Genomic DNA, 22,057 nt, shown 5'->3' on the forward strand with positions numbered 1-22,057 from the left:
TTTATCCTTCGTGATGAGGGAACAGGACCTTGTCGATCAGATCACACAGGCAGTGGACGACCAATAGCTGGCCTTCCTGGATCCTCGCCGTGCGCTGGGACGGAATACGGATCTCGACGTCTTGGATACCCAGCAACCCTGCCATTTCGCCACCGTCTTTACCGGTCAGGGCGATGATGGTCATATCACGGGTCAGGGCGGCTTCCATCGCCTTGATGATGTTCTTGCTGTTGCCGCTTGTCGATAGCACAAACAGGATATCCCCACCTTGGCCTAGAGCCCTGACTTGCTTGGAGAAAATCTCGTCGTGGTGATAGTCGTTGGCAACAGCCGTCAAGGTGGTGGTATCCGCGGTCAGCGCTAATGCTGGCAGGCTTGGACGCTCGGTCTCGAACCGGTTGATCAGGCAGGAGGCAAAGTGCTGTGAGTTTGCCGCCGAGCCACCGTTACCGCAGCAGAGGATTTTGTTGCCATTGAGCAGGCTTTGCACCATGACCTGTGCTGCCTGGGAAATTGCGTCTGGCAGGGCCTCGGCGGCGGCAATCTGGGTTTGGATGCTTTCGGTGAAACTTTCTTTGATGCTCTCTAGCATGGATTAACCTTCTACTAGGGTGTTGGTAAACCATTCGATCTGTGGTGGTGTGCCCTCAAGCGAGACCACATCAAACCGAAACTCTGTATGTTCAATGGCGAAGCCATTTTTCTTTAGCCAAAACAAGGCCGCACGCTTAACACGTTGTTGCTTGCGCCAGTTTACCGCTTCTGCGGCCGAACCGTAATGATTGTTTTTGCGGAATTTGACTTCAACAAAGACCCAGCACTGCTGGGAGCGCATGATCAGGTCAATTTCGCCGCTGCGGCACTGGAAGTTGCGGGTGTGGGGGTGTAGGCCATGGCGGCAGAGGTACTGCTCGGCCATGGCCTCGTAGGTTTGCCCTTGTTGGCGCTTATTGAGCAGGCTCAATACCGTTCCCGGTATAGATTGCCCAGCTTAGCTGGCGCTGGATGACACACTGGTCATCAAGGCTCAGTTGGCCGGTGTTGCCCTGGGTGCTGTAGTTATCGACGACACGCATCTGCGGTAGCTCAGACACCATCTTGTAGGCATCCATCCCGAAGGCGTGGAGACGAACATCGGTATTCTTGCTGTCCGGCCACAACTCTTCATAACGGTTCATGAAGTTGTGGTTAGCATCGACTAGCAACGGGATGTCGCTGAACTCGATACCACGGATCTCGGAGGTATCTGCGTTGCGGTCAGGGTAACTGCGCGAACTGGCGTATAGCTTTGGCTGGGAAGCATCCGGGTTAATAGCGACTTCGATAAACGGCTTGAGCAAGGTCAGCTCATTGACGTTGGCAATTAGGTAAACCGAATCGGTATCCCGGCGACTACGCGGTTCGGCTTCCAGTTCCATACCCAACACCTGCTGCATTTGCTTGATGCGGTTCTGGCTGTCGGTTAGGCCGAACACCGAGGCAATTTCTTGCTGGATCTGCTTACGTGAGCTGAACTGACGGGTTGCTGGTGTCTTACCTGTCAATTGCTGCCATTGCTCGATGAACGCATTGCTGACGCGTTCGCCGTAGCTGTTGCCTGGAGCCAAGACCATCGGGTACTGGTGCCCCTTAGCAAACAGGTGGCGGGCAGCCTGTTCAGCTTCCTGTTCTGGAGATAGCGAGAAGTAACAGGCATTGTCCTGGGTAAGCTGGCTTGGGTCTGGCTCGTTCAAGGCCAACAAGGCAATATTGCTGCTATTCGCACGTTGGAACTCGGTAATCTTGTTCTTGCGCAGCGGACCGATCACCATTTCGACACCGGTTTGCTCGAGCTTGGCCATAATAGAAGCCATGCTTTCAGCCTCGGTATCATAGACCGTCAGCTCAGTCTGTGCCTCACGGCCAGAGTCATCGAGCATGGCGTTGATAAAGCCATCGCGCACTGCTTTGCCTGACTGTTCGAAACGACCAGTCAGTGGAAGTAACAGGGCCACGTTATCTAGCTGGGCAATTTCCAGAGACATGATGCTCTCGAGATCTGCCGGTAGGTATTGGTTGGCTGGATGGTATGGGTTGCTACCAAGCCACTCTTCGACCATCGCCTTGAGCTTGGCTGGGCGCTGGGAGTAGGTGTTTTTCAGAACTGCCAACTGAATCCAGCCCCGCAGCACTTCTTCATCACCGGCTAGGGTGACAGACTGCAGTTGGTTGTTGTTGTAGTTGGACAGATCCTGCCACAAGTTCTGCCAGTTGGCCGCTTTCTTGTCATTGCTCAGGTACTGGTCCAAAGCTGTGCGGGAGCGGGCAGCATTGAGTGGCTGGTTGGTTTGGCGGAATAATTCTGCGCGTAGCATGTGGTAGCGCAGGTACTGGCTGTCAGCCAGTGTCCACCATGGTTGGAAGTTGAGTGAATCAAGGGCCGCTTTAGGCTGGCCTTGCTGGTAGCGCAGGGTCGCACGTGCCAGTTGCCATTCGGCCATTTGCAGCGGGTCCATATTCATCCGGCTCAGGCGATCCGCCAGTTGCTCGGCCTGATTCCATTGGCCTTCCTTGATCAATGCCTTGAGTGCCAAGATATTAAAGTTGATGCTTTCGGCACCTTCACTTGACTCGGCTTTGATCAGATAATTGGCTGCGCTATCAGTAGCGGCAGCTGTAATATCGGTGACCACGACAGGTTGGTTAGAGGTACTACAGCTTGCCAGAAGCACGGCAAGGGCTACAGGGGCTAACAGTCGTGATACACTTTTACGCTTATGGGTAAAATTGAGCATTGAATTCATTCAACTGTGACAAATTACTCTCTATATTAATTGCAGATGAGATCTTAGACAAATGAGTGAGACCAATTCATGCACGGTAGATGTCGCAACTTTGTACATCGTACCTACTCCAATCGGTAATTTGGCGGATATCACGCAGCGTGCATTGGACGTATTGGCAAATGTCGATCTGATTGCCGCCGAGGATACGCGACACACATCGCGCCTGCTGACCCATTTTTCGATCTCGACCCGCACCTTTGCGCTTCACGATCACAACGAGCAGCAAAAAGCTGACTATCTGATCGAAAAACTTCAGGCCGGTACCAGTATCGCACTTGTGTCCGATGCTGGTACGCCGCTGATCAGTGATCCAGGATACCATCTTGTCAACCGTTGTCGTCAGGCGGGTGTTAAAGTTGTCCCTCTTCCAGGGCCTTGTGCCGTTGTCACTGCGCTGAGTGGTGCCGGTCTGCCGTCGGATCGCTTCAGTTTTGAAGGCTTCCTGCCGCCAAAAAGTAAGGGCCGCCGTGATCGTTTCCAAGAGTTGGCCAACGACGAGCGCACTATGATTTTCTACGAGTCACCGCACCGCATCATGGACTCGCTGGCCGATATGCTGGCTGTACTTGGCCCTGAACGCCAAGTCGTACTAGCCCGCGAACTAACCAAGACCTACGAGACTATCCACGGCGCGCCGCTGGGCGAGTTGATTGACTGGTTGGGTGAAGACAGCAACCGTACCCGTGGCGAAATGGTACTGCTGGTGGCCGGCCACCGCGCCGAGAAAGAAGACCTTCCGGCTGACGCTCTGCGCACCCTTGGCCTGCTGGTTAAAGAACTTCCCCTGAAGAAGGCGGCAGCACTGACAGCAGAAATCCACGGCGTGAAGAAGAACGCGCTGTATAAGTGGGGGTTGGAGAATTTAGATTGATAAGAGTGGGTTCGAGGAAGAGCTGGTCCTCGCCCCTAGGAAAAGCGGAAAGCAGAAGCTTGAACTATCGCAGCTAAAAGCGAATACTGCCTGCAGGACCCAGGACCCAGGACCCAGGACCCAGGACCCAGGACCCAGGACCCAGGACCCAGGACCCAGGACCCAGGACCCAGGACCCAGGACCCAGGACCCAGGACCGCTCTTGCTTCCTTTTCCACCGCTTCGCGCTTTTGTCGGCTTTTTCACTGGTAACTGTGAGCCAAGTCCTATACAATCGCCCGCCTGAGTTGGCCAGGTAACCGCTGCCTCGTTGATGTCCTTTGGGAGACTGACGGGGGGGAGGAAAGTCCGGGCTCCACAGGGCAGGGTGCCAGATAACGTCTGGGAGGCGTGAGCCTACGACCAGTGCAGCAGAGAGCAGACCGCCGATGGCCCATTCTTCGGAGTGGTGCACAGGTAAGGGTGAAAGGGTGCGGTAAGAGCGCACCGCGCGGCTAGTAATAGTTCGTGGCACGGTAAACTCCACCCGGAGCAAGACCAAATAGGTCCCTAATGGCGTGGCCCGCGTTGGGGACGGGTAGGTTGCTTGAGCCTGTGAGTGATTGCAGGCCTAGAGGAATGGTTACCACCGCGCAAGCGGGACAGAACCCGGCTCATCGGCCAACTCACCCCTTTAAGTACAAAAGGTGATGTGAGGTCTCAAATGAGGCTTTACATCACCTTTTGTCGTTTTGGGCCCGGTGAATTTACCGTGAGCCTCTGCCTTAGCCTCCGTAATTTATTTCAAGTGATTGTTAGAATTGCGGCCCTCGGCTTGACATCTTTTTTATCAAATACGTACACTTTGCGGTGGGAATTTGCGGAAAATGCTTTTAAAACAGTGTTTTAATATCCTAAGTTAATGAATTTCCACTGTTACTGGATTTTATGCTGACTTGTTGACTAACGGGTTGGCTCGCTTTTACAAGAGCTGAATAATTACTTATGTCTGAACAGTTTGAGCACGTCTCGGTTTTACTTCATGAATCTGTTGATGGCTTGGCCATCAAACCAGATGGTATCTACGTCGATGGTACATTTGGTCGCGGTGGACACAGCCGCCTGATCCTATCCCAGTTAGGTGAAAACGGACGCCTTTACAGTATTGACCGCGATCCCCAGGCGATTGCCGAAGCCCAGAAGATTGATGACCCACGCTTTACGATTATCCATGGCCCGTTTTCTGGCATGGAAAAATACATGGAAGAGCGCGATCTGATCGGCCGTGTTGACGGTGTGTTGCTGGACTTGGGGGTTTCTTCCCCGCAATTGGACGATGCCGAACGTGGCTTTAGTTTTATGCGCGATGGGCCGCTTGATATGCGTATGGACCCAACGTCTGGTATTTCTGCAGCAGATTGGCTGGCAGAAGCGGAAGCGGATGACATTGCTTGGGTATTGAAAGAATTTGGTGAAGAGCGTTTCGCCAAGCGTATTGCCCGTGGCATTGTGGCTTACCGTGAGGATCCTGAGAACGAGCCTTTGACCCGTACTACACAACTGGCTAAGCTGATTGCGGATGTTTCGCCGTTCAAAGATAAGCACAAGCACCCAGCTACCCGTAGCTTCCAGGCGATCCGTATCTATATCAACAGTGAGCTTGAAGAGATTGAAACGGCCCTTAAAGGTGCGATGAATATCCTAGCTACAGGTGGCCGCCTATCGGTGATCAGCTTCCACTCGCTGGAAGATCGTATGGTTAAGCGCTTTATTCGTAAGCAGAGCAAAGGGCCAGAAGTCCCGGCGGGTCTGCCATTGACTGAAGAGCAGATCAAAGCACTGGGCAGTCCTGATCTCAAGCCAGTCGGCAAAGCGATCAAGCCATCGAAAAACGAAGTGAGCGATAACGCTCGTTCCCGTAGTTCTGTATTGCGATTGGCTGAACGCCTATGAACCAGCAGCCGGAACCAACTGACAACCTGGCCCAGATCATTGGCCGGGATTTGATTTCTGTCGGCCGTATTCCGCTGATAATGTTGGTTCTGGTACTGATTTCTGCAATGGGGGTGGTATTGATCACCCACCATTCACGCCAGTTGATTGCTCAGCAAGAGCAGCTGCTTATTGAGCGGGATCAGCTCGATATCGAGTGGCGAAATCAGATCCTTGAAGAAAGTTCATTGGCCGAGCACAGTCGCATTGAACGTCTAGCCGAACAGGAGATGGAGATGCAGCGTCCATCCCGTGATAGCGAAATTATTGTTAAATAATGAAAATAACAAAACCCTTCAAGCGTTCTGACAAACAGAATCAACGACGCCAGAAAGCGCCACCGGCATTCATCCCGTGGCGCTTTGGTGTTATTTGTATATGTATTTTACTGGCGGTGATCGCATTAATTGCGCGCTCGGCCTATATCCAGGTCCTCGAGCCTGGCAAGTTAATCCAGGAAGGTGACCTGCGCTCGTTACGAGTCAAGGCACTCCCATCTGCACGCGGTATTATTTCCGATCGTAATGGCGAACAGCTAGCGGTCAGTGTGCCTGTCCAGGCGGTGTGGGCTGATCCGGTCCAGATCTTCAAAAATGGCGGCTTGGCCCAGGCTGAGCGTTGGTACGCCCTGGCAGATGTGCTGGGGCTTGATCGCCAAGGCCTGATGACGCGCCTCGAGAAGAACAGCAAGCGCCGCTTTATTTACCTGCAACGCCAAGTTAGTCCTGCCATGGCAGCCTATGTCAGCAAGCTCAAGCTACCCGGCATTGGCCTCAAAGACGAATCCCGCCGTTTTTATCCTGCCGGTGAAGTCAGTGCCCACCTGATTGGTGTGACGGGGATTGATAGCCACGGCCTTGAAGGCGTGGAGCGTACCTATGATGGTTGGCTGACAGGTGAACCGGGCCGCCGCACCGTCCGAAAAGACCGCTATGGCCGGGTGGTTGAGAATATCTCCCTCAAGAAGCGTGAGCCGGGCCAGTCACTTAGCCTGAGTATCGACCAGCGCTTACAGGCTGTTGCATACCGCGCGGTAAAACAGGCCGTTGCCGATTACCAAGCAACTTCAGCGTCGGTGGTTATGGTGGATGTGCGTACCGGCGAGGTACTGGCGATGGTCAATGCACCGTCCTACAACCCGAACAACCGCGACCAGTTACAGAGCTTCAGGATGCGCAACCGTGCAATCACCGATGCGATGGAGCCGGGCTCGACCATCAAGCCCTTTGTGGTATTGGCAGCGATGGAAAACGGTGTTGCAGATGAAGATACCGTTATCGATACCGGAAACGGGCTGATGCAGATCGGTGGTAGCCGGGTGCGTGATGTGTCCCGGGTTGGCAAAGCAAACCTTGCGAAGATCTTGCAGAAATCCAGTAATATCGGTGTTAGTAAACTGTCGTTAGCGATGCCGGTCGATGCCGTGTTGGGTATGTACAGCAGTGTTGGTATGGGGGATGCCTCGGGCATCAACCTGATCGGTGAGGCACAAGGCTTCTTCCCAGATCGCCGCCGTTGGTCTGACTTTGAGCGCGCCACCCTGTCTTTCGGTTACGGCATTTCTGTTACCCCTATCCAGTTGGTACGTGCATACGCGACGCTGGGCGCAATGGGTGTCAACCGACCGCTATCTATTCTAAAGACCGAGTCGGTGGTGCCGGGACGCCAGGTCGTGTCGGCTGAAAATACCCGCAAGTTGCTCAATATGCTTGAGCTGGTTACCCACAAAGGGGGCAGTGCCCGTCGTGCAGCTGTACCTGGTTATCGAGTGGGTGCTAAAACCGGTACTGCGAAAAAAGCAGCAGCCGGTGGTTATAGCGATGAATATGTCGCGATGACCGCCGGATTGGCCCCGATCAGTAATCCGCGATTGGCGATGGTTGTGGTGGTTAACGAGCCACAGGGTGATGCCTATTATGGTGGTGCGATTGCCGCACCGATCTTCTCCGAAGTGATGGAGAGCGCCTTACAGATTTTGAATATCCCGCCGGATGCGGGAACGCTTGAAGAGTTAAACGTTGTGAACCACAGGGGCAATACCCATGCCGGAACCTAAACAAATACACGCTATCGGTGAGCTGTTGTCACCATGGCTGGAAGGCCTTTGCCTGCCGCAATCATTGGCAGCAGAGACAATTTCTGGGATGACCCTTGATAGCCGGCAGATCAATGCTGGAGAGATGTTTGTTGCCGTGAAGGGCCACACGGTTGATGGCCGTCAGTTTATCGGCAAGGCGCAACAAGTCGGTGCGGCTATCGTGTTGGCTGAAGCGGATACCGATCAACCTTATCTTGAACACACTGACAATGGTGCCGTGATTTATCTCCCATTACTTGGTGATTTGCTGTCGGCGATTGCCAAGCGCTTCTATGGGGCACCGGACGAACAGATCGAAGTGGTTGCCGTAACGGGAACCAATGGTAAAACCACCATCAGCCAGATACTGGCCCAATGGACAATGCTGCTAGGTAAGCCAGCAGGGGTGATGGGGACGACTGGCAATGGCCTTTTGGGGCATATCCAACCGGCAACCAATACCACCGGCAGTGCACTGGAGATCCCTTGCGTACTTCAGCAAATGGCTGGCCAAGGTGCCCGTTTTGCCGCAATGGAAGTCTCTTCCCATGGTTTGGTACAAGGGCGGGTGAAAGCGCTAGAGTTCAAAGCCAGTATCTTTACCAACCTTAGCCGTGACCACCTTGATTACCATGGTGATATGGCGAGTTATGCCGCCGCGAAGAAAACCCTGTTTACTGAGCACCAGAGTGGTGTTGCGGTGATCAATGCCGATGATGAGGTTGGTCGTGAATGGTTAACTGATCTGCCGCAGGCTGTCGCTGTTGCTATGTCCCAGGCAAATGTAGTGGGACACCAAGGACAGTCACTATGGCTGGAGTCGGTTGAGTACAGCGCAAAAGGCGTGACCGTCGCTTTTGATTCAAGTTGGGGGGCAGGGCAGTTTACGGCGCCTTTGGTTGGTGCCTTTAACGTGACTAATTTGCTGCTATCTTTGGCTACCTTGCTAGCGACAGGCCATGAGATGGCTGCGCTTTTGGCTGTGGCGCCACAACTTCAGGCGGTCACTGGCCGGATGGAAGTTTTTCAAAAGCCTGACAAACCTATGATGGTTGTTGATTATGCTCACACCCCTGATGCACTGGAAAAAGCCCTGCAGGCGCTACGCGTACACTGCCATGGCAAACTCTGGTGCATTTTTGGTTGTGGTGGTGACCGTGACCGTGGCAAGCGCCCTTTGATGGCGGTAGCGGCAGAGAGCCTGGCAGATAAGGTGATCCTGACCGACGACAACCCGCGTAGTGAAGCACCAGAAGCGATAATGGCTGATATGCTGGCAGGTCTGGCGCAGCCAGATCAGGCTCGAACCATTCACGATCGCCGAGAAGCCTGTCAGTGGGCACTTACCCATGCCGGTGCCGATGATATCGTGTTGGTGGCGGGTAAAGGCCATGAGGATTACCAAATCTTGGCTGATCGCACTATTCATTACTCTGACCGTGAAACGGTCGCCGAATTGCTGGAGGCAAAGGGATGATCCCGGTTCAACTTTCTCTATTGGCTGACGTATTGGATGGCCAGTTGATTGGCTCTGATACGACTATCTCGGCAGTTTCTACCGATACCCGCCAGATAGCAGATGATACCCTTTTCATTGCTTTGGTCGGCGAGCGTTTTGATGCCCATGACTTTTGCCAGAACGCCAAAGAGCAAGGCGCATCGGCATTGCTAGTAAGCAAGCACTTACCTGTCGACTTGCCACAGCTGGTGGTTGAAGATACCCATCAGGCGCTAGGCCAATTGGGTGCTTGGCTTAAAGCCGAAATGGAACAGCGTCATGGCCTGAAGACAGTGGCACTGACCGGAAGCTGTGGTAAAACCACGGTCAAAGAGATGACAGCCGCTATCTTGGCGCACAAAGGCAAGGTGTTGGCAACGGGCGGAAACTTCAATAATGACATTGGTGTCCCGCTGACTTTGCTTCGCTTGGAACCTGAGCATGAATTTGCGGTGATTGAGCTAGGCGCCAACCACCAGAAAGAAATTTCCTACACCACCAACTTGGTCAAGCCCCAAGTGGCATTGATCAACAACCTAGCTGCCGCCCACCTTGAAGGGTTTGGCTCGCTGGACGGGGTGGCGAAAGCTAAAGGGGAGATTTTCGAAGGGCTTGAGGAACGCGGTAAAGAAGCTGTTGCGATCATTAATCTAGACTCTAATGACCAGAAAAAATGGCAGTCGATGCTGGACAAGCACCAGTTGCAGACATTTTCTGCCACTCAGCCAGAAGCAGATTTTCACGCTCTTGACATAAACATTAACAGTATGGGGCGCGCTTGCTTTACAATGCGCACCCCCTTGGCAACATTTCCGGTCAGTTTAACACTGGCAGGTGGCCATAATGTCGCCAATGCCCTAGCAGCGGCAGCGTTAGCTATGGCTCTGGGGGCAACGCCAGAGCAGGTACAGGCTGGCCTAGGTGGCGTAGCCAATGTCAAAGGCCGTGCTGATGTGACCGAGCCGCGTCCTAACCTGAGGCTGGTCGATGATACCTACAATGCCAGTGTCGCGTCGGTAAAGGCGGCGATCGACTTATTGGCCGGTTTTGACGGCCAGCGCTGGTTTGTACTGGGGGACATGGCTGAGTTGGGTGATGATAGTGCAGCGCTGCACCAAGAAGTTGCAGAATATGCGCATGCGCGTCACCTCGACAAGGTACTGACATTTGGTAAAGCGAGTCAAATCGTCAGTACGCTAAACAACGGCCAACATTTTAACGATAAAACAGCATTGATTGAGACCTTGCACCAGCAGCTTGATCCTTTGCTCAATGAAGACAACATCCAAGTGACAGTGCTAGCAAAAGGAGCCCGCAGCTCCCGCATGGAAGATGTGATTGTTGCACTGCAGGAACATAAAGAATGATTTACTGGTTAGCTGATTTACTGGAATCGACATTTCCATTTTTTCGACTGTTTGAATACCTGACTTTCCGCGCCATCATCAGCATCTTGACAGCCTTGATGCTGTCGCTGTGGATGGGCCCGCGCCTGATTGCCCGTCTGCAGATGCTGCAGATCGGCCAAGTGGTTCGCCACGATGGCCCAGAGTCACACTTTAGCAAGCGTGGCACCCCGACAATGGGCGGGATCATGATCTTGGCCTCCATCGCAATTACCGTGTTGCTTTGGGCAGACCTGACCAACCCGTATGTCTGGGCGGTACTGGTCGTGATGCTGGGCTATGGCGCAGTGGGTTTTGTCGATGATTACCGCAAGGTGGTACGCAAAAATACCGACGGCCTGATTGCGCGCTGGAAATACTTCTGGCAGTCAGTGATTGCGCTCGGTGTGGCTTTTGCACTGTATGTCCACGGCCAAGATACCGTAGCGACTCAATTGGTGGTGCCGTTCTTCAAGGATGTAATGCCACAGCTTGGCTTGTTCTATATTGTTTTCACTTACTTTGTGATTGTCGGTACCAGTAATGCCGTTAACTTGACCGATGGCCTAGATGGTCTGGCGATTATGCCAACCGTGATGGTCGCCGGTGGTATGGCATTTATCGCTTGGGCAACGGGTAACGTCAACTTTGCCAACTACCTGCATATTCCTTACCTCAAAGATGCCAGTGAGTTGGTCGTTGTCTGTACCGCTATCGTTGGTGCCGGGCTTGGTTTCTTGTGGTTCAACACCTACCCTGCACAGGTCTTCATGGGCGATGTAGGCTCATTGGCTCTAGGTGGTGCATTGGGCACTATTGCCGTATTGGTTCGCCAGGAGCTACTGCTGGTTGTGATGGGCGGTGTGTTCGTGATGGAAACGGTATCGGTGATCCTGCAGGTTGGCTCATACAAACTGCGTGGCCAGCGAATCTTCCGCATGGCGCCAATCCACCACCACTATGAATTGAAAGGCTGGCCGGAGCCACGCGTTATCGTGCGCTTCTGGATCATTACCCTAATGCTGGTACTGATCGCGCTGGCAACCCTGAAGGTACGATAAGATGAAAGGCTTGGAAGGCGTAAAACAGGTGGTAGTGATCGGGCTGGGCATGACCGGCCTGTCGGTGGTGAACCACCTGCTGAGGGCTCCTCAGTCGCTGGACATCAAGGTCATTGATACCCGCGAGCACCCTCCAGGCCGAGAGCAGCTACCCCCATCGGTGGCACTGTGCAGTGGCCAGTGGCAGATGGACTGGCTGATGGCTGCCGATTTGATTGTTTCAAGCCCGGGTATCGCCCTGGCTACCCCGCAGCTGCAGCAGGCTGCTAGTGCGGGAGTTGAAATTGTCGGTGATATCGAACTGTTTGCCCGTGCGGTAGAGAAGCCTGTGGTCGCAATCACTGGCTCCAACGGCAAGAGCACAGTGACTAGTCTCGTTGGCGAAATGGCCAAAGAGGCCGGCATCAATGTCGGTGTCGGTGGCAATATCGGGTTTGCTGCGCTGGATATGCTGGCAGAGGAGCACGACCTGTATGTCCTCGAGCTGTCCAGTTTTCAACTGGAAACTACGTCGAGCCTGTCGCTCAAAGCGGCGGCTTACCTCAACCTGTCTGAAGACCATATGGACAGGTACCCTGGCGGCTTGGCGCAGTACAGCGCGGCCAAGATGCGTATTTTCAACCATGCTGAGTTAGCGGTTTTCAACCGGGAAGATCTCGCGACTAAGCCAGACACTGATGCTTGTGAGCTTGAACTGGTCAGCTTTGGCCTCAATGCTGGCAACAGTAATAGCACCGAGCGCTACGGCTTGGTAGAGCACCAAGGTGAAGAGTGGCTAGCTATCGCAGGAGAGCCTGTGATGCCTAGCAAGGATATTGCCTTGGTCGGCCGCCACAACGTAGCTAATAGCTTGGCGGCACTAGCGCTGGCGGATGCGGTGGATATTGACCGTGAAGCTTCATGCCGTGCGCTTCGTCGCTACAACGGCCTAGCTCATCGCTGCCAGTTAGTGGCTGAGCAACATGGCGTGAAATGGGTCAATGATTCAAAGGCGACCAATCTTGCCAGTACCTTGGCAGCCCTGAAAGGCTTGCAGCTCAATGGCAAGCTTCACTTGCTGGTGGGTGGTGACGGCAAGGGCGCCGACTTTTCCGAACTGGCACCGGTTCTGGCAAAATTAGACGCTCAGTTATACTGCTTTGGCCGCGATGGCTCTCACTTTGCGCCATTGGTCGATAACCCCTTGATGGTTGAGACCATGGAGCAAGCTATGTCACAGGCGGCAAAAATTGCCAGTGCAGGAGATATGATCTTGTTGTCTCCGGCCTGTGCGAGCTTCGATCAATTTGCTAACTTTATGGTGCGTGGTGATACGTTTGTCGAGTTGGCACAAACATTACAGCACCAGGTAGGCAAGGATAGCTGATGTCAGGAGCGGTAAAGGAAGGGATGGGGCAGTTTTTTGATTGGATGACAAAACCGGCGGCGCAGAGCCCGTATGACAGGCAGCTGGTTTGGATTGCATTAGCCTTGATGGCAACGGGTTTGGTGATGGTTACATCTGCCTCGGTGCCGATCGCGACCCGCCTAACAGACATGCCGTTCTATTTTGCCCTACGCCATGGTTTCTTTCTTGTTTGTTCTCTGGTGTTAGCCAGTTTTGTACTGATGATCCCGCTTGAAAGGTGGCGGCAGTACAGCGTGCCGATGCTGATAGTATCGATTGTGCTGTTGATTGCTGTACTGGGTGTCGGCCGCTCGGTCAACGGTGCATCCCGCTGGATCCCGCTAGGGATCTTCAACCTGCAGCCTGCTGAAGTCGCCAAGCTTTCCCTATTCCTGTTTTTATCTGGTTATCTGGTGCGTCAGTACCAGCAAGTGCGCGAGACCTTCGTCGGTTTTGCTAAGCCTTTGCTGGTGCTTGTCCTGCTAGGTGGCTTACTGCTTGAACAACCCGATCTCGGTTCATTCGTGGTGATGTTTGTGACCACGGTCGGCATGTTGTTTATCGCAGGTGCTAAGCTGTGGCAGTTCATCGTAATGATAGCCACGGCGGGCGTTGGAATCGCCTCCCTGATTTATTTCGAGCCATACCGTTGGCGCCGAGTGACCTCGTTCCTCGACCCGTGGGATGATCCGTTTGGCAGTGGTTACCAGCTTACCCAGTCCCTGATGGCCTTTGGCCGTGGTGAATGGCTGGGGCAAGGTCTAGGTAACTCTATCCAGAAGTTGGAATACTTGCCCGAAGCCCATACCGACTTTGTGTTTGCCGTATTGGCTGAGGAAGTGGGTCTTATTGGGGTGACGGTGGTTCTGCTACTTATTTTTGCCTTGGTATTTAAAGCCTTGATGATTGGCCGTCGCTGTTTGCAGACAGAACAATTATATGGCGGCTTCTTGGCTTTCGGCTTTGCTTTCTGGTTTGCTTTCCAAACCTTGGTCAATGTTGGTGCGGCTGCCGGTATGGTACCGACCAAAGGGCTAACCTTGCCACTCATCAGTTATGGTGGCTCCAGTTTATTTATTATGGCTACTGCGGTCGCCATTTTGATCCGGATAGATTATGAGCAGCGAATCGCTGCCAGAGCGATGCCGGATCCGGAAGTAGAAGAAAATGACAATGAACAAGAATAAGCGCTTGCTCGTCATGGCGGGCGGCACCGGAGGCCATGTTTTCCCAGGCTTGGCGGTTGCCAAGCGGTTACAGCAAGAAGGCTGGGAGATCCGCTGGCTTGGTACAGCTGATCGTATGGAAGCCGAATTGGTGCCCAAGCACGGTATTGATATCGACTTTATCAAGGTCAAGGGCTTACGTGGTCAGGGCTTTACCCGCTTGTTGGCTGCGCCTTTTAAGATTGTTGGTGCCATCTTGCAGGCGCGAAAATATATCAAGGCGTGGCAGCCTGATGCGGTACTTGGCATGGGCGGTTATGTCAGCGGGCCGGGCGGTGTTGCTGCATGGTTATCGGGCGTGCCGGTGATTCTGCATGAGCAAAACGCGGTTGCCGGTTTGACGAACCAATGGCTTTCACGCATAGCGGCGAGTGTACTTCAGGCATTCCCAGGCGCTTTCCCAAACCGCGAAGTGGTTGGTAACCCAGTTCGTCAGGATGTAGTTGCACTAGCCTCTCCGGAGCTGCGCTTTGATGAACGTGACGGTCCAATTCGGGTATTGGTGATGGGAGGCAGCCAGGGAGCACGCATCCTAAACCAAACCCTGCCTCAAGTTGCGGGTCTGCTGGGCGATAAAGTCACTGTATGGCATCAGGCCGGTAAAGGTGCCCAGGAACAAACTGAACAAGATTATGCCCAATACGCTAATGCGCAGGGCAATAACTACCAAGTAACAGAATTTATCGATGATGTGGCAGCAGCTTACGCTTGGGCTGATATCGTTGTTTGTCGCTCAGGAGCCCTGACGGTGTCTGAACTGTCAGCGGCCGGCCTTGGTGCGGTCTTTGTGCCATTCATGCACAAGGATCGCCAGCAGGCGCTCAATGCCGACCACCTCGTGCAGTGCGGCGCGGCGAAAATGATTGAACAGCCTGAACTGACGGTAGAAGGGCTGGCTGACATCTTACAACAATTAGACCGTGCACAGCTGGCCAAGATGGCGCAGGCGGCACGGGACGCAGCGATTATTGATGCTGACCGCCGTGTGGCGGAGGTGATTAAGTCGCTGGCAAAGCAATAAGACGAGACAAAGTGATGAGTAAACTGGATAACCAGCAATTAGCAAAAATTAGAACCATGGTGCCAGAGATGCGCCGCGTAGAGCGTATCCACTTTGTTGGAATTGGCGGTGCCGGTATGAGTGGTATCGCAGAAGTGTTGGTTAACGAAGGCTACCACGTCAGTGGATCAGACCTGGCGCCGAATGCGGTGACTAATCGCTTGGCGAGCAAGGGCGCTGAGATCTTCTTTGGCCACCAAGCCAGCAATATCGATGGCTCTAGCGTGGTGGTTGCCTCGACGGCCATCGACCAGAGCAACCCTGAATTGGCGGCTGCCCGTGAGCTACGTATTCCGGTGGTACGTCGCGCGGAGATGCTGGCTGAGCTGATGCGCTACCGTCATGGCATTGCCATTGCCGGTACCCACGGTAAAACAACCACGACAGCTTTGGTTACCCAGATTTACTCTGAAGCAGGGTTGGATCCAACATTTGTTAACGGCGGCCTGGTGAAAAGTGCCGGTACTAATGCCCGTCTTGGCTCGAGCCGTTACCTGATTGCTGAAGCTGACGAAAGTGATGCTTCATTCTTGCACCTACAGCCGATGGTGTGTGTCGTCACCAATATTGAAGCTGACCATATGGACACTTACGGCGGTGATTTCGAAGTGCTGAAGCAGACATTTGTCGATTTCTTGCACAACCTACCGTTCTACGGTTTGGCGGTAATGTGCATTGATGATCCTGTCGTGCGTGAGCTACTTCCAAGAATTGGCCGACAAGTCATCACATATGGCTTTTCTGAGGATGCAGATGTGCGTTTGGTTGATTATGATCAGCGCGGTCAGCAGGGACATTTCTCGATACTACGTAAAGGTAAGCCTGCCCTTGAGATCAAACTGAACATTCCGGGTAAGCACAATGCCTTGAATGCGACGGCTGCTGTTGCAGTCGCTACGGAAGAAGGCGTCGCTGATGACGCTATCATCCGTGCATTGGCTGAATTTGAAGGCACCGGCCGACGCTTTGACCATCTTGGCGAGTTCGATACCGGTAACGGCAAGGTGATGCTGGTTGATGATTATGGCCATCACCCGAGTGAGGTTGATGTGACTATTCAGGCGGCACGCGCAGGTTGGGAAGACAAGCGTCTGGTGATGGTATTCCAGCCACACCGCTACAGCCGCACCCGTGATCTTTATGATGATTTTGCTAATGTGCTCGAGCAGGTTGATGTGCTTGTCATGCTGGATGTGTATGCTGCGGGTGAAGTGCCTATTGCCGGTGCAGATGGCCGTGCCCTGTGCCGTACTATTCGTGGCCGTGGCAAACTGGACCCGATTTTTGTGCCAACAATCGATGCCCTGCCGTCAGCGTTAGCCAATATTCTACAAAATGATGATTTGGTTCTGACACAAGGTGCCGGTGATGTTGGCAAGATTGCTAGGCAGCTTGCGGATATGCAACTGAATATTGAGCAAATGAGCCAGTAATCTTACTGTATAAAAAATATATATTTGGCTTGTTTTTTGCTTTGATTTAAGCTTATAGCCAGAGATCTGCGAGGAATCGGCTTTCAGATGTTGGAGAGCCGGGGCTTGCTCGCTATAATCTGTCAACTTTACGCGAGAAAGCGGAAAGGGTTGAGGGAATGGCCTTGCCGCTTTTGCTAGGTAAATATCGGCTATGACATCGGGATTAAACTATTTATGGCTGATAGTGTCCTAAAAAGAATATCGTTTTCCTCTGCGGCGCCAATACACCACCGTGGGGGACTGGCTTTTTTTCTCTTTGTGATCGGGTTTGTTGTCTGGCTGTTCAGCGCGGCAATCAACTGGATGACAGATGCCAACCGGCTGCCGTTGTCACAGCTGGTGATTCAAGGTGAGTTGCATTACTTGACCCCTGGCGATGTCCGGGAAGGCATAATGCACCTTGAGCAGCTTGGCAGTTTCATGACCCAAGATGTTGATGATATTCAACATGTGCTGGAGGCCATGCCTTGGGTGGCCAGGGCGGCGGTGCGCAAGCAGTGGCCCGATACCCTCAAGGTATTTTTGGTCGAGCAAGAGCCGGCAGCTTCTTGGAATGGCCACGCGATGGTCAACCAAGACGGGGAAGTCTTTGAGGCCCCCCCAGAGCAAGCAGGCCAACTACTGGTTGGCCTTGCAGGGCCGGATGGTACCAGCCTCGAAGTGTTGAGCGCATTGCGTGAAATGCAACCGAGGTTACAGCATGCGGGCTTTGAAATTGCTACGCTGGCATTGAATGAACGTCGGGCTTGGCGGGTTTGGTTAACTAACGGCGTCAGGCTTGAATTAGGGCGTAAGGAGCGGATGGAGCGGATCGAACGTTTCATTGCCTTATCCCCGCAATTAGAGCAGCAAGGAAAGGCTATCGAGTACATAGACTTACGCTATGATACCGGAGCCGCTGTAGGCTGGGTCACTGACCCAGAGCAAAGCGAGACCAAATAGATCGGCTCGGCCGCAGCCTGTTTGGCTTAAGAGAACTATAAGAGTAGGCGCTATGACGAAGGCGGCAGATAAAAAACTGATAGTAGGCCTGGATATTGGCACGTCCAAAGTCAGTGCTTTGGTCGGTGAAGTGCTACCGGATGGCGAAGTGAATGTCATCGGTGAAGGTAGCAGTCCGTCCGGTGGGATGGACAAAGGCGGTGTGAATGATCTCGAGTCTGTAGTTAAATCGGTACAGGGCGCGATCTACAAAGCTGAGTTGATGGCTGACTGTCAGATTTCATCGGTATTTTTGTCCCTGTCGGGCAAGCACATTCGCTGCCAGACAGAAGAAGGCATGGTGCCGATTTCCGACAAAGAAGTGACTCAGGATGACGTTGATAATGTCATCCATACCGCTAAATCGGTAAAAATTAGTGACGAACATAAAGTTTTGCATGTAATTCCTCAGGAATTTGCTATTGATTATCAAGAGGGAATTAAAAACCCTGTTGGTCTATCTGGGGTACGCATGGAAGCGAGTGTTCATTTGATCACCTGCCATAACGACATGGCGCGGAATATCGTCAAGGCGGTAGAGCGCTGTGACCTCAAAGTCGATCAGCTTATTTTCTCCGGCTTGGCTGCCAGCCACGCAGTATTGACGCCTGATGAGCGTGAACTGGGTGTCTGTGTGGTCGACATCGGCGGCGGTACGATGGATATCGCTGTCTGGACCGGTGGTGCATTGCGCCATGCGGCCGTGATTCCTTATGCGGGCAATGTGGTAACCAGTGACATTGCCTATGCGTTCGGCACTCCACTTGGGGATGCCGAGGAAATTAAAGTGAAATATGGCTGTGCGCTAAGCGAGCTTGTTAGCAAGGATGCCAAGGTAGATGTGCCAAGTGTTGGTGGTCGACCGTCGCGTAGCCTGCAGAGCCAAACATTGGCGGAAGTGATAGAGCCCCGTTACAGCGAACTGTTGGGACTGGTTAATCAGAAGCTGATTGAAGTACAAGAACAATTGCGTAATGCGGGAGTGAAGCATCAACTGGCGGCAGGTATTGTCTTAACCGGTGGTGCGGCCCAGATGGAAGGTCTGGTGGAGTGTGCCGAGCGCGTCTTCAGTAACCAGGTACGTGTTGGCTTGCCACTTAACGTGACAGGGCTGACCGAACATGTGCAATTCCCACATTATGCGACTGCAGTAGGTCTACTGCATTACGGAAAGGATAGTCAGACATTTGATGACAGTGAAATTGAGCAGAAGCGTTCTGTTTCTGGCTTTTTTACTAAGCTCAGTGGCTGGTTTAGAAAAGAATTTTAAAACCTGATGCGAACAGGATGGACGGAGAGAACACATGTTTGAACCGATGATGGAAATGTCTGACGAAGCGGTAATTAAAGTCATAGGCGTTGGCGGCGGCGGTGGTAATGCTGTCGATCACATGGTACGTGAATCAATCGAAGGCGTTGAGTTTATCAGTGTGAACACTGATGCTCAGGCGCTACGTAAAACCAATGTAAGTACAGTGATCCAGATCGGTGGGGCAATCACCAAAGGTCTGGGTGCGGGTGCCAACCCACAGGTTGGTCGTGACTCGGCACTGGAAGATCGCGAAGCGATCAAAGCTGAGCTTGAAGGCTCAGACATGATCTTCATCGCAGCCGGCATGGGTGGCGGTACCGGTACCGGTGCGGCGCCAATCATTGCTGAGGTGGCGAAAGAGCTAGGGATCCTGACTGTAGCGGTGGTGACCAAGCCATTTAGCTTCGAAGGCAAAAAGCGTATGGCGTTTGCCGAGCAGGGCATCGAGGAACTGTCTAAGCACGTTGACTCGCTGATCACTATCCCGAACGAGAAGCTACTGAAAGTGCTTGGCCGTGGCATAACATTGCTTGATGCTTTTGCCAAAGCTAACGATGTACTGAAAAACGCAGTACAAGGTATCGCCGAGCTGATCACCCGTCCGGGCATGATCAACGTCGACTTTGCTGACGTTCGCACTGTAATGTCTGAAATGGGTCATGCCATGATGGGCAGCGGTGTTGCTACTGGTGATGACCGTGCTGAAGAAGCAGCTGAAATGGCTATTTCGAGCCCGCTACTTGAAGATATCGATCTAGCTGGCGCACGCGGTGTGTTGGTTAACATCACAGCTGGCCTAGACATGCGTCTAGATGAGTTCGAAACGGTAGGTAACACGGTGAAAGCCTTTGCCTCGGATAACGCTACTGTTGTTATCGGTACCTCGCTTGACCCAGAAATGTCTGACGAGCTTCGTGTAACTGTTGTTGCAACCGGTATTGGTAAAGAGTGCAAGCCTGATATCACTTTGGTAACCGGTACGGCGAAGCCAGTACAGGCAGTGGCATCAGAGAAGCCTGCACCTACAGCGGCACCTGCTGAAGAGACTAAAGCTGCGCCTTTGAGCCAGCCAGCTCCAGCAGCTGAAACTGCTAACCAGCAGGCGGCAACGGCGGCAAATCCTAAGCCTCAGGCGGATCACGACTACTTGGATATCCCAGCATTTTTGCGCAAGCAAGCTGACTAAGCGCGCAATTAATTTTGGGAAACTGGTTAAAAAGTGATATGATGCATGTCCCTGTCCTTTTTTTGACGAAGGATAGGGGCCGATATCATGGCAATTTTATAGTTGAGAAAAGCAGATGATAAGACAACGTACACTGAAAAGCATTGTGCAAACGACTGGGGTGGGCCTTCACTCTGGGCGTAAAGTGACGCTTATTCTTCGTCCTGCTGCTGCGAACACTGGTGTGATTTATCGCCGTACCGATTTGAATCCGCCTGTTGATTTCCCAGCAGATGCAGATTCGGTCCGCGACACCATGTTGTGTACTGCCTTGGTTAACGAGCAAGGCGTACGTATCTCAACCGTTGAGCACCTTAACGCTGCGTTGGCAGGAATGGGTATCGATAATGTGATTATCGAAGTTGATGCACCTGAAATCCCTATTATGGATGGCAGTGCGAGCCCGTTCATCTACCTGCTGCAGTCTGCCGGCATCGATACCCTGAATGCGCCTAAGCGTTTCTTGCGTATCAAGAAAACTGTTCGCGTCGAAGATGGTGACAAATGGGCAGAGCTCCGTCCTTACAACGGGTTCCGTCTTGATTTCGCTATCGAGTTTAACCACCCGGCGATTGAATCAGAGCAGCAGCGTTTGGTACTGGACTTCTCCAGCCAGTCATTTGTTAAAGATATCAGCCGAGCCCGCACTTTCGGCTTCATGCGCGATATCGAATACCTCCAGTCACAGAACCTGTGTCTAGGTGGTAGCTTTGACAATGCCATCGTGCTTGACGATTACCGTATCCTTAATGACGAAGGCCTTCGTTTCGACAACGAGTTGGTTACCCACAAAGTACTGGATGCCATTGGCGACCTTTACATGTGTGGTCACAACATTATTGGTGAAATGGTGGCTTACAAGTCAGGCCATGCGCTTAACAACATGTTGCTGCGTGCAGTGCTTGCTGATCAGGAAGCGTATGAATGGTCTACCTTCACAGATGAACAACAGGTTCCAGTGACCTTTGCTCAGCCTGGAATGGTATTGGCCTAATCGGTTTTTGCCTCAAACGAATCTATAAACGCCGGACATTGTCCGGCGTTTTCTTTATCTGGCTTTTTATTTGTTCTGGCCAGCCTTCTCTGCTGCCAGCGCGGCAATGCGTTCGAGCCGCGATTTAATCTTGTCCGGTGCGCCCTCGGCGGTATGGAGCAGGTAGCCTGCAGCTTTGGCGGAAATAGGCTTGCGAACGATATCCGGCTGCTTTTCTTTTACCGGGGCCGCTGCTGCCAGAGCCGGGTTGACCTTGACCTCTATTTTGGCCAAGTTGGGCAGCAGCTTCTCGCGTAATTTGGTAATTAGTGTGTTGCGCTCATAGTTAAGCCGCATAGACCAAGCCGCCGAGGCCGTTTCGATGATCAGGGTTCCTTGGCGGTAGTTACTGACCCGGCAATGATCGGCGCAGGCAAGGTGCTCTTTAACCGCTTTGTCCAATTTACTCAGGGCAATGGCACGCTGCTGGATGTTCCCCACGTGGTTGTCATCAAGCAAATTTGCCGGTGTTTGTGGGCGATGATCGCGCATAGCTAAGGTTTCCTGGCTAAAAGTGGTGGCTAAGTTCTAATTTTTCGAATATGAAAAACATCGTCTGGGCATTTGCCATAGGCGACACAGTCAATATGGCTTATTATATCAAGCTTGGGAGAGCATTGACCAAGGTCGTTTGGCTTATTGGGTCTGCTTGGGTTTACACCCTCCACGG

General features: G+C 52.8%; 19 protein-coding genes and 1 other RNA gene. 16 read left to right on the forward strand and 4 right to left on the reverse strand.

The features are described 5' to 3' along the window. Position 1: 1 nt before the first annotated feature. From C9J01_RS20600 to C9J01_RS20610, 3 genes are read right to left on the reverse strand one after another with little or no spacing between them, the layout of a single operon-like run. Complete coding sequence (locus tag C9J01_RS20600; protein ID WP_107300027.1) at positions 2-592, reverse strand: phosphoheptose isomerase; 591 nt, start codon at positions 590-592, stop codon at positions 2-4. Between the two features lie 3 nt (positions 593-595). Beyond that, a complete protein-coding gene (locus tag C9J01_RS20605) occupies positions 596-964 on the reverse strand; it encodes a YraN family protein (protein ID WP_107300028.1) in 369 nt (122 codons plus the stop codon). Further along, positions 948-2,774 (reverse strand): penicillin-binding protein activator, encoded by a 1,827-nt coding sequence (locus C9J01_RS20610; RefSeq protein WP_107300029.1) that lies wholly within the window; start codon positions 2,772-2,774, stop codon positions 948-950. Before C9J01_RS20610 ends, C9J01_RS20605 begins: the two co-directional genes overlap by 17 nt. Before the next feature lie 61 nt (positions 2,775-2,835). Between C9J01_RS20610 and rsmI the strand changes: the two genes are divergently transcribed. The 16 genes from rsmI to lpxC all read left to right on the forward strand — a co-directional run bounded on the left by rsmI (position 2,836) and on the right by lpxC (position 21,348). Beyond that, positions 2,836-3,696: a 16S rRNA (cytidine(1402)-2'-O)-methyltransferase gene (gene rsmI / locus C9J01_RS20615; protein ID WP_107300030.1), complete on the forward strand. Its 861-nt coding sequence runs from the start codon at positions 2,836-2,838 to the stop codon at positions 3,694-3,696. Positions 3,697-3,979: 283 nt separating this feature from the next. Next, positions 3,980-4,368: RNase P RNA component class A (gene rnpB, locus C9J01_RS20620), an RNA gene on the forward strand. A gap of 312 nt (positions 4,369-4,680) precedes the next feature. Beyond that, positions 4,681-5,628 carry a 16S rRNA (cytosine(1402)-N(4))-methyltransferase RsmH gene (rsmH, locus tag C9J01_RS20625; protein ID WP_107300031.1) on the forward strand — a complete coding sequence of 316 codons (948 nt, stop codon included), beginning with the start codon at positions 4,681-4,683 and terminating at the stop codon, positions 5,626-5,628. Then, positions 5,625-5,945: a cell division protein FtsL gene (ftsL, locus tag C9J01_RS20630; RefSeq protein WP_107300032.1), complete on the forward strand. Its 321-nt coding sequence runs from the start codon at positions 5,625-5,627 to the stop codon at positions 5,943-5,945. The genes rsmH and ftsL overlap by 4 nt, the downstream gene beginning before the upstream one ends. Further along, entirely contained in the window at positions 5,945-7,723 is a 1,779-nt protein-coding gene (ftsI, locus tag C9J01_RS20635; protein WP_107300033.1) for a peptidoglycan glycosyltransferase FtsI, read from the forward strand. The genes ftsL and ftsI overlap by 1 nt, the downstream gene beginning before the upstream one ends. Then, positions 7,710-9,221 carry a UDP-N-acetylmuramoyl-L-alanyl-D-glutamate--2,6-diaminopimelate ligase gene (gene murE, locus C9J01_RS20640; protein ID WP_107300034.1) on the forward strand — a complete coding sequence of 504 codons (1,512 nt, stop codon included), beginning with the start codon at positions 7,710-7,712 and terminating at the stop codon, positions 9,219-9,221. The genes ftsI and murE overlap by 14 nt, the downstream gene beginning before the upstream one ends. Then, the gene (gene murF / locus C9J01_RS20645) at positions 9,218-10,609 is read left to right on the forward strand and encodes a UDP-N-acetylmuramoyl-tripeptide--D-alanyl-D-alanine ligase (RefSeq protein ID WP_107300035.1); all 1,392 of its coding nucleotides are present in this window, start codon (positions 9,218-9,220) and stop codon (positions 10,607-10,609) included. Before murE ends, murF begins: the two co-directional genes overlap by 4 nt. Beyond that, complete coding sequence (gene mraY / locus C9J01_RS20650) at positions 10,606-11,688, forward strand: phospho-N-acetylmuramoyl-pentapeptide-transferase (RefSeq protein ID WP_107300036.1); 1,083 nt, start codon at positions 10,606-10,608, stop codon at positions 11,686-11,688. The genes murF and mraY overlap by 4 nt, the downstream gene beginning before the upstream one ends. 1 nt (position 11,689) lies before the next feature. Then, positions 11,690-13,054 (forward strand): UDP-N-acetylmuramoyl-L-alanine--D-glutamate ligase, encoded by a 1,365-nt coding sequence (gene murD / locus C9J01_RS20655; RefSeq protein ID WP_107300037.1) that lies wholly within the window; start codon positions 11,690-11,692, stop codon positions 13,052-13,054. Next, entirely contained in the window at positions 13,054-14,262 is a 1,209-nt protein-coding gene (gene ftsW / locus C9J01_RS20660; protein ID WP_107300038.1) for a cell division protein FtsW, read from the forward strand. The genes murD and ftsW overlap by 1 nt, the downstream gene beginning before the upstream one ends. Continuing rightward, on the forward strand, positions 14,249-15,322 hold the full coding sequence (gene murG / locus C9J01_RS20665; RefSeq protein ID WP_107300039.1) for an undecaprenyldiphospho-muramoylpentapeptide beta-N-acetylglucosaminyltransferase: 1,074 nt from the start codon (positions 14,249-14,251) through the stop codon (positions 15,320-15,322). The genes ftsW and murG overlap by 14 nt, the downstream gene beginning before the upstream one ends. Positions 15,323-15,336: 14 nt before the next feature. Beyond that, on the forward strand, positions 15,337-16,794 hold the full coding sequence (murC, locus tag C9J01_RS20670) for a UDP-N-acetylmuramate--L-alanine ligase (protein ID WP_107300040.1): 1,458 nt from the start codon (positions 15,337-15,339) through the stop codon (positions 16,792-16,794). Between the two features lie 216 nt (positions 16,795-17,010). Beyond that, positions 17,011-17,778 (forward strand): cell division protein FtsQ/DivIB, encoded by a 768-nt coding sequence (locus tag C9J01_RS20675; RefSeq protein ID WP_107300041.1) that lies wholly within the window; start codon positions 17,011-17,013, stop codon positions 17,776-17,778. A gap of 52 nt (positions 17,779-17,830) precedes the next feature. Beyond that, a complete protein-coding gene (ftsA, locus tag C9J01_RS20680; protein ID WP_107300042.1) occupies positions 17,831-19,087 on the forward strand; it encodes a cell division protein FtsA in 1,257 nt (418 codons plus the stop codon). Between the two features lie 34 nt (positions 19,088-19,121). Then, positions 19,122-20,315, forward strand: a complete 1,194-nt coding sequence (gene ftsZ / locus C9J01_RS20685) for a cell division protein FtsZ (RefSeq protein ID WP_107300043.1) — start codon at positions 19,122-19,124, stop codon at positions 20,313-20,315. A 115-nt stretch (positions 20,316-20,430) separates the two neighbouring features. Then, on the forward strand, positions 20,431-21,348 hold the full coding sequence (gene lpxC / locus C9J01_RS20690; protein ID WP_107300044.1) for a UDP-3-O-acyl-N-acetylglucosamine deacetylase: 918 nt from the start codon (positions 20,431-20,433) through the stop codon (positions 21,346-21,348). 66 nt (positions 21,349-21,414) lie between these two features. Here lpxC and C9J01_RS20695 read toward each other — a convergent pair whose 3' ends face one another. After that, entirely contained in the window at positions 21,415-21,879 is a 465-nt protein-coding gene (locus tag C9J01_RS20695; RefSeq protein ID WP_107300045.1) for a DUF721 domain-containing protein, read from the reverse strand. Positions 21,880-22,057 lie beyond the last annotated feature (178 nt).

The organism is Photobacterium rosenbergii (assembly GCF_003026455.1).
GTDB lineage: Bacteria > Pseudomonadota > Gammaproteobacteria > Enterobacterales > Vibrionaceae > Photobacterium > Photobacterium rosenbergii.